The sequence below is a fragment of the Micromonospora xinjiangensis genome (assembly GCF_056150165.1).
This window is the reverse complement of record NZ_JAXCFO010000004.1, coordinates 748,794-763,469: the sequence shown is the minus strand read 5'-3', so window position 1 is coordinate 763,469 and position 14,676 is coordinate 748,794. Positions and strand designations below refer to the sequence as shown.

Below are 14,676 nucleotides of genomic sequence, written 5' to 3'. Positions count from 1 at the left end.
CACGAGCATCGATTGGTCTGGATGCGGCTAGGATCGGGTGATTTGCGGCTTCGGTCGGGCGGGCTGGGCCGGCCGGCGGCGTGAGAGGGAACGAGATGAGTGACGCGCAGCGGCGGTTCGGCGGTCTCGCGGCCGACAGCCGCGGGAGCGGCAACGGCCGCCCGCCGGTCGTCCTGGTGCACGGCCTGACGTACGACCGGCGCCAGTGGGGGCCGACGCTGGGCGCGCTGGCCGCCCTCGACCCGGATCGGCGGGTGCTCGCGCTCGACCTGCCCGGGCACGGCGAGTCTCCGAGGCGCGACACCTACGACATGGACGAGGTGGTGGACGCCGTCCACGAGGCGGTGACGGACGCCGGGCTCGACCGCCCGGTGGTGGTCGGCCACTCGATCGGCGGGGCGGTGGTGTCGGCCTACGCCGCGCGCCACCCGAGCCGGGGCGTGGTCAACGTGGACCAGCCGCTGCTGCTGGGCCCGTTCGGCGAGCTGCTGCGCCGCAGCGAGCCGGTGCTGCGCGGTCCGGACCATCTGCAGCTCTGGAACTCGCTGCTGGCCGGGATGGGGATCGACCAGCTGCCCCCCACGGCGCGGGAGCTGGTCCGCACCGCCAGCACTCCGCGGCAGGACCTGCTCCTCGGGTACTGGAACGAGGTCCTGGTCGCGACGGACGAGGCGTTCGTCGCGCAGTGGGTACGGAGGCTGGGGCGGATCCGGGAGCTGGGCATCCCGTACCACTACGTCGCCGGCCGGGAGCCCTCTGCGGCGTACCGGGGGTGGCTGGCGTCGATGCTGCCCGAGGTGACCGTCGACGTCGTGCCCGGTGGCGGTCACTTCCCCCACCTGGCCGCGCCGGCCACCCTCGCCCGGGTGATCGCCGCGACCGGCACCGCCGCGTCGGGCGACCGCTGACCTCCCCGGCCGGGTTGCCGACGACGTCGCACCCGGATGACGGGTCACCCGGGTGCGACAGCCGGCGGGTCAGCAGGTGGCGCTCAGGCTCGCCCAGTTGGCGCGGTCGTTGTAGCCGCCGTCGCCCGCGTCGCCGACCACCAGGTCGAGCACCCGGACGCCGCTCAGGTCGACGTCGACCTGGCGGACGGCGTCCCGGGTGACGACGCCGCTGTCGTAGAGCACCCGGCCGTCACCGACGACCTGGAAGGTGGAGGTGCCCCCCTCCGGCCCCACGTTGCGGACGGCGTCGTCGATGCCGACCACGGCGGTCAACCGGCTGCACTGGTCGCCCACGTAGTAGCGGACCGTCGACGGCGACGCCACGCCGATGCCGGTCGGGTAGACCTGGCCGAGCATGCTGATCGGCGACCAGCCGCCGACGCTGAGGTCGACCGTCGGGCTCATCCAGCCGCTCGTGGCGCTGATCCAGCTGTGGTGCGACAGGACGGTCACACCGTCCGGTGGCGCCGGCGCGATCACCAGGGCCGAGACCGTACGCTGGGCCACCCGGCCGTGACCGAGCACGTCGTAGGAGGTGGTGGCGGTCAGCGCGGCGTCGCCGGGGGCCGCGGAGGCCGGGAGCGTCACCGTGAAGGCGACGGTGGCCGTGCGGCCGGGGGGCAGCAGCGCGGGCGCGCGGTCGAGGGGGCGGACCGTCCAGCCGGCCGGGGTGGCCAGCGCGACGGTGGGCCGGAACACCGGCCGGCCGCCGTCGTTGCGGACGACGACCTCGACGCGGGCCGCGTCGCCCCCGGCGAGCACCGGGGCCGCGCCCTCGGGGAGCGCGTCGCCGCCGACGCGGGTCACGCGCGGCAGCCCGGCCGTCAGGTGCGGAATGCCCGGCGCGCCGTGTGCCCGGGCGACCCGGAACAGCGCCGCGCCGTGCGCGGGGACGGCCGCGCTGATGGTGCCGGCGCTCTCGGTGACCTGGTCGGTCCACGCGTTGCGGAGGGTGAACCGCGACCCCGACAGGCCGACGGCGGAGGCCTTCGTGGTCAGGATCGTCGAGGTCTCGCCCCGGTTGAGCAGCAGCACGGCGCGGTCGCCGTTGGCGAGGCGCTTCACCCAGGTCTCGGTCGTGCCGGCGGGGCCGACCCGGACGGCCTGCACGACGGCCCGGTCCTGGTTGATCGCCAGTGCGTCGGCGTCGGTGAGGATGTCGACGGAGGCCTGGCTGAGCTTCCGTACGTCGCTGCCGATCACCAGCGGCGCCGCCGCCATGGCCCAGAGCGACATCTGCGTGCGGAACTCCTCGTCGCTCATCCCGAGCTCGGGCGCGAGGTAGTCGGGGTCGTTGTAGCGGCCCGGCCCGGCGACCTCGGGGTGCCGCGCGTTCGCGTCGTAGTTGCGCAGCACGTCCTTGAACTTGATGTCACCCACGAAGCCCACGTCGGTGTACGTCCGCCAGGACTGCGCGATCTCCGGCGCGTACGTCCAGGAGTACGTGGACTGCTGCTCCGGCGGGTAGTCGCCCCAGTCGGGCGAGGTCACCGGGTTGCACAGGTTGAAGATCATCGGACGGCCGCTGGCGTTGTTGCGCAGCGCCCGCGCGAACTCGGTGTACGCGGTCTTCGGGTCCAGGTCCGCCGCGATGCCGCAGAGGAAGTCCACCTTGACCGCGTCGAACTCCCAGGCGGCGAACTGGTCGGCGTCGCGCTGGTAGTAGCCGCCGCCGCTGCCGAGCCCGCACTTGCCCGGGATGTACGGGCCCACGTCGGTGTAGATGCCGGCCCGCAGGCCCTTGGCGTGGATGTAGTCGACCAGCGGCTTCAGGCCGTCGGGGAAGCGGGTCCGGTCGGCCTGGAGGTCACCGGCGGCCGTCCGTGGCTCCGGGTCCTGCCAGCCGCCGTCGAGCCAGACGATGTCGTAGCCGGCCCTGGCCAGGCCACGCGAGACCAGCGCGTCGGCGACCTCGCGCACCGACTGCTCAGAGAAGTTTCCGCCGAGGCCGAAGTAGGTGTTCCAGCCCTGGTACGGGGTCGGGCTCAGCACCTGCTGCGGCGCCGGCGCGGTGGCGACGCCGGCCGCCGGTGCGGCCTGGGCGGGCGGGGGTAGGAGCAGCAGGCTGGCCGCGACGGCCAGCAGGGCGGTGAGGCCTTGTCGTTTCACATCGGATTCCTTTGCTGCCGGGGGTGCCGACGCCGCGGCGGCCCGGGCACGGCCCTTCCTCCGCCTCGACCTGCTCCCGGCCGACCCACCGGCACAGCCCGGGGCCGTCGAGGCACGCTCCGCGATGGGCTGCCGGGCCCGTCCACGCGCCGTGTTCCCAGGGATCCTGCATCCGGTTACGAGCGCGTGTCAATAATATTTCGTAAATTACGAGTAGTGGACCGTCCTACCGCGACGGAGCGCCAGCTCGCGCAGGTGTGCCCCGAGGATGGACCATGCACGGAGGAGGTGTCGCCAGGGATCTGCCGTTCCTGCGCCCCCGTTCGACCGGGCAGGACAGCCTCCCCGCCGGCTCACCCGCGCGGGTCGGCCCCGCCGGCCGCGGCACGCCGCAGCCTGCGGGTGGCGGAGGCCCGGCGCATCTTGACGTAGTTGCCGCAGCCCGCCATCGAGCACCAGCGGCGTGCCTGGTTGCGGGAGGCGTCGTAGTAGGCCCACCGGCAGGTATCCCGGTCACAGGCCTTCAACCGGGTCCAGGAGCCCTCCTCGACACACTCGCGGATCGCGTCGACGATCCGGGCCATCGCGCCGTCGACGGCCCGGTCGCCCGCGGCGACGAGGCGCGGGCGACCGCCGCCGAACTCCAGGCGTACGGGCACCCGGGCCAGCGCCTTATCGAGAACGGCCAGGGCCGCCGGGTCGGTGGGGTGACCGGCGTGGGCCAGCAGGACGGACCGGATGCCCTCGCGGATCGTCAGCGCCAACGCGAGATCCTCGCCGCGCAGCCGCGCGTCCGCCGCGATCAGGGCCCGCTCGGCCAACCAGTCGCGCAACCGCCCGGGCGTGGTCAACCACTCGTCGTCCACCTGCGGCTCGAAGGTGTTGACGAAGTCGCGCACCAGCCGGACGGCGGCTGGAACGACGGCTTCCTGGTCCACCGGCACCCCCTCGGTCTGCACACCACCGTAACGCCTTGACAGGTGTCGCGACCCTCTGCGACCGTCCTATGTACACCAGCGAACGCCATTCGCCGGTGTACGGCGACGGGGGACGACCCGCCGCCGGGCGGGGGAAGGCGGGAGGAGGCGTCGTGGCCACGACGCTGAAGGACGTGGCACGCGTCGCCGGGGTGTCCGCCAAAACGGTGTCCAACGTCGTGCACGGCCATCCGTCCGTCAGCGACGCGCTGCGCCGGCGCGTCCTGGACGTGATCGGCGAGCTCGACTACCGGCCGAACCTCGCCGCCCGGCAGCTGCGTACCGGACGCACCGGCCTGCTCGCGCTCGTGACCGCCGACGTGCCCTGCGTGGACGAGCTGACCCGCGCGGTCCTCCGCGTCGCCGCCCGGCAGGGCTACCGCGTCGTCGTCGAACAGCTCCGGTCGGCGCGCGGGCGGGTCACGCCGCAGGCGCGCACGGTACCCGCCGACGGGATCCTGCTGAACGCGGAGGTGGTGCCCCGCGAGCTGATCGAGGCGCACGTGGTCGCCGCCACGCCGGTCGTCCTGCTCGGCGACGGCCGGGACGACCGCTGCGACCGGGTCGCGCTCGACGCCGCGCGCGCGGCCACGGACGCGACCGAGCACCTCCTGCGCACGGGACGCCGGAGGATCGCGGCGATCGGCGCCCACCCCCACGAGACCCCGCAGACGCCACGGCCCCGCACCGCGGGCTACCGGCTGGCCCTGCGCCGGGCGGGAGTGAGCCCGCCGGCCGGCTTTCTGCGCGCCACCGAGCACCGGCGGCACGCCGACGGCTACCAGGCCGCCCGATCGCTCCTCGCGCAGGAGACGCCCCCGGACGCGATCGTCTGCTACTCCGACCCGCTCGCGATCGGCGCCATACGCGCCGCCGCCGACGCCGGGCTGCGCGTGCCGCAGGACGTCGCCGTCATCGGCCTCGGCGGCACCGAGGAGGGTCGCTGGACCCGACCGTCGCTGAGCACCGTGGCCGCCGACGTCGTCGGCATCGCCCGCGCGGCCGTCGCCCGGCTGGTCACCCGGATCGGCCGCCCGGAGGTGCCGCCGGTCGAGATCACCGCCCCGCACACCGTCGTGGCCCGGGAGAGCGCGCCGTCGACCGGCTGACCGCGTCGGCGCGGCCGGTCAGCCGGCGCGCGGTCGTCGCGGCACGGCGGGTCAGCGGGCGCGCGGTCGTCGCGGCACGGCGGGTCAGCGGGCGCGCGGTCGTCGCAGCGCGGCGGCGATCACGGCGACGCCCTCCTCGATGTCGGACGCGCCGCGCGCGGCGTACCCGAGCACCAGCCCGGGTCGGTTCGGCCGCTGGCAGTGCCACGACAGCGGCTGCACCTTCACCCCGCGGGCCAGCGTCGCCGCCGCCAGGTCGGTGTCGGTCACCGGGCAGTCCATCGTGACCGTCAGGTGCAGCCCGGCCGCGGCCCCGTGCACCGTCGCGCCGGGCAGGTGCCGCCGCACCGCGGCGACCATCGCGTCACGGCGGCGTACGTGGCGGCGGCGGAGCAGCCGCAACTGCCGTTCCAGGGCGCCCGTCGTCATCAGCTCGGCGAGCACGAGCTGCGGCAGCACCGAGGTGCCGAGGTCCGCGTTGCGCTTGGCGGCCACCACGGCGTCCCGGTAGCGCGGCGGCACGAGCAGCCACCCGATCCGCAGCGCCGGGGCGAGCAGCTTGGAGACGCTGCCCGCGTAGCAGACCTGCTCGGGCAGCAGGGCGCGCAGCGCCGGCACGGGCGGGCGGTCGTAACGGTGCTCGGCGTCGTAGTCGTCCTCGACGATCAGCCCACCGTCGCGCGCCCAGTCGACGAGCTGCCGGCGCCGGTCGCCGTCGAGCACCACCCCGGTCGGGAACTGGTGCGCCGGCGTGAGCATGACCGCGCGGGCGTCGCCCGCGGCCAGCTCGTCGACCCGCAGCCCGGCGGCGTCGACCGTGACCGGTGGCGTGGTCATCCCCCAGTTGTTCAGGTGCTGGCGTACGCCGAGCGAGCCCGGCTCCTCCACGGCGATCCGGTCGATCCCGTCGCCGCGCAGCGCCTGGGCGAGCAGACCGAGCGCCTGGGAGACACCGGCGGTGACGATCACCTCCGCCGGGTCGACGGCGATGCCCCGGTTGCGGGCCAGCCACGCGGCGACGGCCGCGCGCAGCGCGGGCGCCCCGCACGGGTCGCCGTAGCCGAAGTCCGCCGCGGCGAGGCGGCGCAGCACGGAACGCTCGGCGCGCAGCCAGTCCGCGCGCGGAAAAGCGGCCAGGTCGGGTACGCCCGGCGTCAGGTCGATGCGGGCGGGCGCGGTGCGTACCGCCTCGAAGATGTCGGTGCCCGGAACGCGCGGGAAGAGCGTGCTCGCCGTCGGCGCGGTGCTCGCGACGCCCGGCGGGGCCGGCGGCGGCGCGGCGACGACGATCGTGCCCGCGCGGCCCCGGCCGGCGATGCGCCCCTCCTCCGCCAGCCGCTGGTACGCCTCGGTGACGACACCCCGGGAGACTCCGAGGTCGGTGGCGAGCAGCCGGGTGGCCGGCAGCCGGTCGCCCACGGCGATCCGCCCGTCGGCGATGGCGTCGCGCAACCGGCCGGCCAGCCAGGCGGCTCTGCCGCCGGGGGGCGCGTCGGTGATGTCCAGGTGCAGGAAGTCCGAGCCGGCGTGGAGAGCCGGGGGGTCCCCCAGCCTCGCAACTTTGGACCTCTTCGACGGCGATGGTTTGGCCCTGCTCATCGGACCATCCTGCCAGCAGAGTGAGCGCAGGCGGCACCACCGTCGCCACCGTCGGAAGGATCATCGTGAGCATCGCGTTCCTGGTCACCACACTCGTCGTGGTGGTCACCCCGGGCACCGGGGTGATCTACACGCTGTCGGCCGGGCTGTCCCGCGGCGCCCGGGCCGGCCTGGTCGCCGCGGTCGGCTGCACGCTCGGCACCGTGCCGCACCTGCTCGCGGCCGTCACCGGGCTCGCCGCGCTGCTGTCGGCCAGCGCCACGGCGTTCGAGGTGGTGAAGTACGCGGGCGTCGCGTACCTGCTCTTCGTCGCCGGGTCGACGCTGCGCGACCGCACTGCGTTCACCCCGGCCGCCGACCAGACGCCCCGCTCGGCGCTGCGCGTGATCGTCACCGCGGTGCTCGTGAACCTGCTCAACCCGAAGCCGACGTTGTTCTTCGTCGCCTTCCTGCCACAGTTCGTCGACCCCGCCGGCGCCGGCGCCACGCGCGGCATGCTCGCCGCCGGCGGCGTGTTCATGCTGCTCACCCTCGTGGTGTTCAGCGGCTACGGGGTGGCCGCCGCCGCGGTGCGGGACCGGGTGCTCGCCCGCCCCCGGGTCACCGCCTGGCTGCGCCGCACCGTGGCCGGCACGTTCGTCGCCCTCGGCGTCTCGCTCGTCCTCAGCGACCGATAGGAGCAACCCGTGCGCTTCCAGCACTCCCCCGCCGTCCGGGCGGCCTTCCCGTCCTCGTCGCCGGCGTCGTGGCCGCCCGCGGCGTCACCCCGGCGCTCACCGTGGGGTCACGGGTCGACGACTTCACCGACCGGGCCCGGACGCGCCTGGCGACCGGCCCGGAGTCGGGTTTCCCGGAGATCCAGGCGTGGCGGCGCGCCTTCGCCGCGACCGGGCTGAGACCGACGCGGTACCGGTGCGCGGCCGAGGCGCTGCTGCGGCGGCTACGGCTCGACGGGGAACTGCCCCGGCTGCACCCGCTCGTGGACCTCTGCAACGCGATCTCCGTGGCGTACGCCGTCCCCGTCGCCGTGCTCGACACCGCGCGGATCACCGGCGACCTGACGGTGCGCCACGCCCGGGGCGACGAGGAGTACGTGACGTTCGGCGGCGGCATCGAGCGGCCGGAGCCCGGCGAGGTGACGTTCGCCGACTCGGCGGGGCGCGCGCACGCGCGGCGCTGGACCAACCGGCAGAGCGGCTGGTCCGCCGTACGGACGGAGACCTCGCGGGTGCTGATCGTGGCCGAGGCGCTGCATGCGACGGCCGCGCGGGACGTCGCCCGGCTCGTCGACACCCTGCGGGCGGAGGTGGCCCGGATCGGGGCGGAGCCGGTCGGGCACGCGGTGCTGACCGGCGACGCCCCGGCGGTCGACGTCCCGACGGCCGATGGCGCGGCCCCGGCCGCCGTACGGCCCTAGGCGGGCGCCGTCAGGCCGTCTCGCCCGGCGCGAGGTGGCGGTAGCCCGCGACGGTCTCGGCGAACCACCCGGTGACGCTACCGAGGCCACGCTCGTTGATCTGCGCGTCGTGGATGGTGTACGCGCGGGCCGCGCCGACCGCCCGGGCGAACTCGATCGCCTCACCCAGCCGCATCCAGGACCCCTGCCCCGGGAGCAGCAGCGTCCGCACCGGCTCCGCCGGCACGTGCAGGCTGTCGCCCGGGTGATAGACGTCCTCGCCGACCACGTAGCCGAGGTTCACGCAGTCCGGCTGCCCGTCGTGGATGACCGCGTGCCGCCCGCCCACCGCGGTCACCGGGAACCCGGCAGCGGTGAACCGCTGCCCGGCACGCACCCGGGTCACCGCCGCCGGACCGAGGTCGGGCAGGTGGGCGCCTTCCGGGGCGTACACCGGGACGCCGAGGTCGGCCAGTTGGCGCGCGTCGACGTGGTCGGTGTGCTCGTGGGTGACCAGGACGGCGTCCGCGCCGACGAGGGCCTCCGGCTCGCTCCACGTACCCGGGTCGATGACCAGGACCGCGCCGTCGTGTTCCAGCCGCACGCAGGAGTGGGTGAACTTGGTGATCTGCATCCGGCGACGGTAACGCGCGATCGACTCGGCTTCGGGGACGGATGGCGCCCGGTGACGGATGATCGGGGCATGGAGCAGTCAGCGGAGCGGGGGCACCGGTGCGTGCCGCACACCGCCGACGTCCGCATCGAGGCGTGGGCGCCCACCCGGGAGGCGTGCGTCGCCGAGGCGGTGACGGCGCTGGTCGGCACCTTCACCGACACCGCCGGAGCGCGTCCCGGCCCGGAACGGGAGTTCCGCGCCCCGGCCGCCGGCGACGAGGACCTGCTGGTCGCCGTCCTCGACGAGGTGATCTTCCGGATGGACACGGCGGACGAGCTGCCACTGACCACCGAGGTGAGCGAGGACGGCACGGGCGGCCTCCTGGTGCGCTGGCGGATGACCGGCACCGACACGGTCGAGCTGGTCGGCGCGGTGCCGAAGGCGGTGTCCCTGCACGAACTGAGGTTCGGCTCCGACGGCGGCCGCTGGTGGTGCGCCGTGACCCTCGACGTCTGACACCCCCGCGCCCCGGCCACCCAGCGCGGCACCGCGCGAGTGCCCGCTCCCGCGCGTGACCGACCTCGGGGACGTCGCGGCCTCCAGCGCGGGCGAGACCACGACATCCCTGTGGCCGCGACCCCGCCGGCCGCGGAGAGTCACCGCGGGGGCGCGCGGAGGCGGGTCAGCCCTTGACCACGCCCACCGGCACCAGCCGGGCGACCTTGCGGCACAGGCCGGCGCCCTCGGCCGACTCCACGACCGCCGTGACGTCCTTGTACGCCGCCGGCATCTCCTCGGCGAGCCCCCGGCGGGAGACGCCGCGTACGGCGATGTCCTGCTCCTCCAACTGGCGGCGCGGGTCGGCGCCCCGCTCCGCCTTGACCGCCTGCTTGCGGCTCTGCACCCGGCCCGCTCCGTGGCAGGTGGACGCGAACGCGGGCGAGCCCGGTACGCCGCTGAGGACGTACGAGCCGGTGCCCATCGAGCCGGGGATCAGCACCGGCTGCCCCACCTCGCGCAGGTCCGCGGGTAGGTCCTCGTGACCGGGCGGGAGCGCGCGGGTGGCGCCCTTGCGGTGCACGCAGAGGCTGCGCCGGGCACCGTCGACCCGGTGGTTCTCGATCTTCGCGAGGTTGTGTGAGATGTCGTAGACCAGGTCCAGGTCACGCCCCACCTCGCGGGCGAAGACCGTACGGGTGGAGTCGGTGAGCAGCTGCCGGTTGGCGCGCGCGTAGTTGGCGGCGGCGGCCATCGCGCCCAGGTAGGCGCGCCCCTCGTGGGACGAGACCGGGGCGCAGGCGAGCTGCCGGTCCGGCACGTGGATGTCGTACCGCGACATGACCTTCTCCATGCCCCGGACGTAGTCGGTGCAGATCTGGTGGCCCAGCCCCCGGGAGCCGCAGTGGATCATCACGCAGATCTGCCCGGGGCGCAGGCCGAAGGCGGTCGCCGCGGCGTCGTCGTAGACCTCCTCGACCGCCTGCACCTCGAGGAAGTGGTTGCCGGACCCGAGGCTGCCGACCTGGCGGGCGCCCCGCTCGATGGCCCGTTCGCTGACCTGCCGCGGGTCGGCGTCGTCGACCGCGCCGTAGTCCTCGCAGCGCTCCAGGTCGCGCTCGACGCCGAAGCCGCGCTCCACCGCGTACCGGGAACCGCCGCGCAGCACCCCGTCGAGGTCCGTGCGGTCGGTGAGGTGCCAGACCGCCCCCTTGCCCATGCCGCGCGGGGTCGACGCGGCGAGGCCGTCCATGAGGGCGTCCAGCCGGGGGGTCAGCTCGGCGCGGTCGAGGTCGGCCGCGAGCAGGCGTACGCCGCACGAGATGTCGAACCCCACGCCGCCGGGCGACACGACGCCACCGTGCTCCACGTCGGTGGCGGCCACGCCGCCGATGGGGAACCCGTAGCCCCAGTGCACGTCGGGCATCGCGTAGGAGGCGTCGACGATGCCCGGGAGGGTGGCGACGTTCGCCACCTGTTCGAGGGACTTGTCGGCGCCGGCGTCGGGCAGCAGCGACCGGGTCGCGAAGACCACCCCCGGCACCCGCATGGGGCCCTGCTGATCGATCCGGAACCGGTACGGCGACTCCTCCACCAGCTCCATGCCCGCGGGCTACCCCGGCCGGTGGCGGTTACACACCGTGCGGCTCGCCCTCGGGGTCGTCGTCACCCGGCGGCCGGCGCATCGCCCAGACGCGCGGGCCGCCGTCGGGCACCACGATCTCCCCGGTCACCCGGAAACCGCGGCGCTCGTAGAACCGCACGTTCTCCGGCGACGAGGTCTCCAGGACCGCGGGCCGGCCGGAGCGGGTCTGCTCGGCCAACCCGGGCGCCAGCACCCGCCCGCCCAGTCCCCGGCCCTGCCGGTCCCGCCGGACGCCCACGCTGGCCAGCAGAAAGGCCGGCTCCGCGGTGCGCAGCGGGGCGCACGCCGCCTCCGCCGCCACCATGGCGGGATACCGGTCGCCGGCCAGCTCGGCGCCCCGAGCGGCGACCGCCGCCCACACCTCGTCCGGGACGGGCCGGTCCGGGCGCAACCACACGGCCACCGCGGCCGGCCGGCCGTCCGCGTCCAGGGCGGCCCACACGTCGCCGTACGGCAGGCCGACCGCCTCGATCGTGAGCGCGAACAGCGCGACGAGCCGCTCCCGGTGCCGGTCCGCGGCGACGGTCCAGCTCGTCCAGGGGTACGCGACGAAGGCGTCGGCCAGGACGTCGGCCGCGGAGGTCACCTCCTCCGCTCCGATCCGGCGTACCCGCACGCTGTCCCGTCCCTCCCGGCCGCCGGCCACCGCGGCCCGCGCGACATGATCATCGCACGCTGCCGTCGCGGCGCCGGCCGGACGACGGTGGACGTGGTCAGGCGGGCTCGACGCGGTCGACCGCCAGCGTGCCCGCCGGGTGCGGCACCCCGCAGCCCGACCGGGGAGCCACCTCGCCGTGCACCGTCACCCGCTCCCCGACGCGCAGCGCCTCCGTCGCGGCGCCGGTCAACGCCCACCGCCGCTGGCCCACGAGCAGCACCGGGCAGCTCCCGGCGCGTTCGACCGTGCCGGTCAGCGTCCGCTCGCCCCACAGCGACGGGCCCGGCGTGTCACCCCCGGACGGCCCGGGCCGGTGCGGGGACGGAGCACCGGGGGCGGAGGCGGCCGGCGGCGTGTCCACCGGCGCCGACCCGGCTGGGGAGGGCGGCGCGGAGCTGACCGGGGCCGAGCCGGGGCGCGGCGGCGAGCTGGTCCACACCGCCTCGGGCGTGTGGGGCTGCGCGCAGGCCGCCGCTGCGCAGAGCAGCGCGACGGCGGTGAGCAGGGTGCTGGTTCGACGCATCGCGGGACACCTCCACCGGGTGGGACGGTCGGCCGGGCCCGCGCGGTTCCCGCGACCGCCGGAATCGGGCGCACCGACCCGCCGTCGACGCCTCGCCGGGCCCGGAAGCACCCACCGCCGACCCGCCGTCGACGCCTCGCCGGAGGCGAGAGGCCCGCTGCCGGCCGCGACGGGAGCCCGACGCACCGGGCGGGGTCCCGCGAGACGACGGCCTCGCCGGGCTCCATTGTGCACGGCGGGCGGCGGGGGCGACGCCGGCGACATGGGTGCTGGTCGACGTACGGTTGCGTCCGCGCCGAGCGGGTACTGCGCCCGCATGCCCGCACGCTTCGAACACTATCCCCGCATCGCGATCGTGACCGGCGCCGACTCCGGAATCGGCAAGGCCTGCGCCGTGGCGCTCGCGGAGGCCGGCTTCGACATCGGCATCGCCTGGTACGGCGACCCCGACGGCGCACGCCGGGCGGCCGCCGAGGTGACCGGCGCCGGCCGCCGCTGCGAGGTAGCCGAGATGGACCTGACCCGGCTGCCGGCGGCGGCCGACGTGATCGACGAGCTGGCCGACCGGCTGGGCGGCGTCGGTGTCCTGGTCAACAACGCCGGCACCGGCGCGTCCGTGCCCTACGTCGACACCTCCTGGGAGCAGTGGCGCGAGGTCCTCCGGGTCGACCTGGACGGCCCGTTCCTCTGCGGGCAGCGTGCGGCACGCCGGATGCGCGCCGCGGGCGCTGGCGGGCGGATCATCAACATCACCAGCGTGCACGAGCACGCGCCGCGGGTCGGCTCGGCCGCGTACTGCGCCGCGAAGGGCGGCCTGGGGCTGCTCACCAAGGTGATGGCCCAGGAACTGGCCGCCGACGGGATCACCGTCAACGCGGTCGCGCCCGGTGAGATCTCCACTCCGATGACCGGGCAGGAGGACGTCGACCCGTTCACCCAGCAGCGGCCGGGCGTGCCGGTGGGACGGCCGGGCGACGCCCGGGAGATCGCCGCCGTGGTCGCGTTGCTCGCCTCTCCCGCCGCCGCGTACGTCACCGGCGCCTCCTGGCCCGTCGACGGCGGCATGTTGACGATGGGCCCGCAGGCCTCGGCCCTCACGTCGAACGACTGGCGGCGTGTCGAGCCGTCCTGACGGACGGCGGCCCGGCCGAGGTGGTCAGCGGCGGCGGCGAGCCGGTGGTGGTGGTCAGCGGCGGCGGCGAGCCGGTGGTGGTGGTACGGCCGGATGCGCCGCGTCCGGTCGAGGTCCACCTCGTTCTCCACCATGTTCTGCGCGAGACCGACTCGGCCGCGCGGTCACGAACGGGACAGCGGCCGGCAAAGCGGGCACGTATCCTGCCGTCGTCCGAATTGATCACCGGGCGCCGGGGCGGCCGGGGCCGGAAGGGGGCGCCGGATGCGGCGGGCGGGCGGCTGGCGCAGGGGTCGTACGCCTCGGCAGCGGCGGGCGTTCGTGGTCGGCGGGGCGCTGCTCGGCACGGCGGTCGTCATGCTGCTGGCCGCGTGGCGCAGCACCGGCTTCCTCAGCGAGCTGCTGCTCAACCTCGGCGCCAGCGTGGTGCTGGCGGCCATCTCGTACGTCATCTTCGACCCGCTCTTCGAGGAGGCCCGCAAGGCCCGGGTGCAGGAGCACCTGAGCTTCGACCAGCAGGCGTTCGTGGGGCGGCTGCACCGCAGCTGCCGCCGGGTCCGCATCCTCGACACCTGGACGATCCTGCTGGAGAACCGGCACCGGGAGGCCACCCTCGACGCGGTGCGGGCGGCCCTGCGCGGCGGCGCCGAGGTGCAGCTGCTCCTGCTCGACCCGGACTGCACGGCGGCCCAGCAGCGCTCCGAGGAGCTGGAGCGGCAGCGCGTCGACGTCCCCGCGCACATCCGGGCGAACCTGCGCCACCTCGCCGCCTTCGGCAGCGACCTCGACGCCGCGCAGCGGGCCCGGTTCCAGGTGCGCATCTACGACGCCTCCCCGTCGATCCAGCTCTACCAGTGGGACGGGCAGGCGCTGATCTCGTTCTTCCCCGTCGGCAAGCTGTCGTTCAACGTCCCCCAGCTGGAGGTCGACATGGACAGCCCGTGGGGCGGGTTCGTGCACGCCCGGTTCGAGGAGCTGTGGGAACACGAGCGGGCCACGCTCACGCTGGAGCGGTACTGGTCGATCAGGGTGACGCTGCGCGACGAGGACTCGGACGTCGCGGAGGTCCAGGTCCCGTACGTGGAGGTCGACGGCGAGCACTACATCGACTGCGGGTCGTTCCGGCTCAGCCGGCCGCTGACCGCCCGCGCGCAGCTGCCGCCGCGTACGCCCCGGTCCGCACCCCGGGTGTTCGCGCTGGTCGAGCCGGCCGACGGTGAGCGCGCGCCGGTGGCCCGGCGCTTCGACCAGAAGTACGGCCGGGCCGACGGCGACCGCACCATCCTGCGCCTCGTGCCGCGACGGGCGGTCGACGGCCGCGCCCCCGACCCCCGCTCCCCCGCCGCCGCGGACCCGCGGGCCCGGTGACCACCCCGCCCCGGCCGGGACCCGCCTCGCGCGGGACAATGGGGGGTCGCCCGCGCCCACCGCGCCGGTGACACCCGGACGAGCGGTAGGAGAAGG

14 protein-coding genes are annotated in these 14,676 nt (G+C 75.5%); 7 read left to right on the top strand and 7 right to left on the bottom strand.

Annotated features, from left to right (window positions below):
• Positions 1-95 precede the first annotated feature (95 nt).
• Positions 96-908: an alpha/beta fold hydrolase gene (locus tag SM573_RS18790; protein ID WP_474616699.1), complete on the top strand. Its 813-nt coding sequence runs from the start codon at positions 96-98 to the stop codon at positions 906-908.
• A gap of 69 nt (positions 909-977) precedes the next feature.
• Here the strand turns inward: SM573_RS18790 and SM573_RS18785 are convergent, their stop codons facing one another.
• Entirely contained in the window at positions 978-3,059 is a 2,082-nt protein-coding gene (locus SM573_RS18785; RefSeq protein WP_474609667.1) for an NPCBM/NEW2 domain-containing protein, read from the bottom strand.
• 353 nt (positions 3,060-3,412) lie between these two features.
• A complete protein-coding gene (locus tag SM573_RS18780; protein WP_474609668.1) occupies positions 3,413-3,997 on the bottom strand; it encodes a CGNR zinc finger domain-containing protein in 585 nt (194 codons plus the stop codon).
• Between the two features lie 152 nt (positions 3,998-4,149).
• Here SM573_RS18780 and SM573_RS18775 point away from each other — a divergent pair, with 152 nt between their 5' ends.
• Positions 4,150-5,145: a LacI family DNA-binding transcriptional regulator gene (locus SM573_RS18775; protein ID WP_474609669.1), complete on the top strand. Its 996-nt coding sequence runs from the start codon at positions 4,150-4,152 to the stop codon at positions 5,143-5,145.
• A gap of 84 nt (positions 5,146-5,229) precedes the next feature.
• Here the strand turns inward: SM573_RS18775 and pdxR are convergent, their stop codons facing one another.
• Positions 5,230-6,744: a MocR-like pyridoxine biosynthesis transcription factor PdxR gene (pdxR, locus tag SM573_RS18770; protein WP_474609670.1), complete on the bottom strand. Its 1,515-nt coding sequence runs from the start codon at positions 6,742-6,744 to the stop codon at positions 5,230-5,232.
• 65 nt (positions 6,745-6,809) lie between these two features.
• On the opposite strand from pdxR, the gene SM573_RS18765 reads away from it, so the two are divergent.
• A complete protein-coding gene (locus SM573_RS18765; RefSeq protein ID WP_474609671.1) occupies positions 6,810-7,421 on the top strand; it encodes a LysE family translocator in 612 nt (203 codons plus the stop codon).
• Positions 7,422-7,489: 68 nt separating this feature from the next.
• Positions 7,490-8,161, top strand: coding sequence for a B3/B4 domain-containing protein (locus SM573_RS18760; RefSeq protein ID WP_474616698.1), 672 nt, complete (start codon positions 7,490-7,492; stop codon positions 8,159-8,161).
• 10 nt (positions 8,162-8,171) lie between these two features.
• On the opposite strand, the gene SM573_RS18755 is transcribed toward SM573_RS18760, so the two are convergent.
• On the bottom strand, positions 8,172-8,774 hold the full coding sequence (locus SM573_RS18755; RefSeq protein ID WP_474609673.1) for an MBL fold metallo-hydrolase: 603 nt from the start codon (positions 8,772-8,774) through the stop codon (positions 8,172-8,174).
• A 69-nt stretch (positions 8,775-8,843) separates the two neighbouring features.
• Here SM573_RS18755 and SM573_RS18750 point away from each other — a divergent pair, with 69 nt between their 5' ends.
• On the top strand, positions 8,844-9,272 hold the full coding sequence (locus SM573_RS18750; protein WP_474609674.1) for an archease: 429 nt from the start codon (positions 8,844-8,846) through the stop codon (positions 9,270-9,272).
• A gap of 166 nt (positions 9,273-9,438) precedes the next feature.
• Here SM573_RS18750 and SM573_RS18745 read toward each other — a convergent pair whose 3' ends face one another.
• The 3 genes from SM573_RS18745 to SM573_RS18735 all read right to left on the bottom strand — a co-directional run bounded on the left by SM573_RS18745 (position 9,439) and on the right by SM573_RS18735 (position 12,080).
• The gene (locus SM573_RS18745; RefSeq protein ID WP_474609675.1) at positions 9,439-10,857 is read right to left on the bottom strand and encodes an RtcB family protein; all 1,419 of its coding nucleotides are present in this window, start codon (positions 10,855-10,857) and stop codon (positions 9,439-9,441) included.
• Between the two features lie 28 nt (positions 10,858-10,885).
• The gene (locus tag SM573_RS18740) at positions 10,886-11,515 is read right to left on the bottom strand and encodes a GNAT family N-acetyltransferase (RefSeq protein WP_474609676.1); all 630 of its coding nucleotides are present in this window, start codon (positions 11,513-11,515) and stop codon (positions 10,886-10,888) included.
• 97 nt (positions 11,516-11,612) lie between these two features.
• The gene (locus tag SM573_RS18735) at positions 11,613-12,080 is read right to left on the bottom strand and encodes a DUF5818 domain-containing protein (RefSeq protein WP_474609677.1); all 468 of its coding nucleotides are present in this window, start codon (positions 12,078-12,080) and stop codon (positions 11,613-11,615) included.
• Between the two features lie 316 nt (positions 12,081-12,396).
• Between SM573_RS18735 and SM573_RS18730 the strand changes: the two genes are divergently transcribed.
• Both SM573_RS18730 and SM573_RS18725 read left to right on the top strand, forming a co-directional pair.
• Positions 12,397-13,212: an SDR family oxidoreductase gene (locus SM573_RS18730; protein WP_474609678.1), complete on the top strand. Its 816-nt coding sequence runs from the start codon at positions 12,397-12,399 to the stop codon at positions 13,210-13,212.
• A 264-nt stretch (positions 13,213-13,476) separates the two neighbouring features.
• Positions 13,477-14,580 carry a DUF5919 domain-containing protein gene (locus SM573_RS18725; protein WP_474609679.1) on the top strand — a complete coding sequence of 368 codons (1,104 nt, stop codon included), beginning with the start codon at positions 13,477-13,479 and terminating at the stop codon, positions 14,578-14,580.
• The last annotated feature ends 96 nt before the right edge of the window (positions 14,581-14,676 follow it).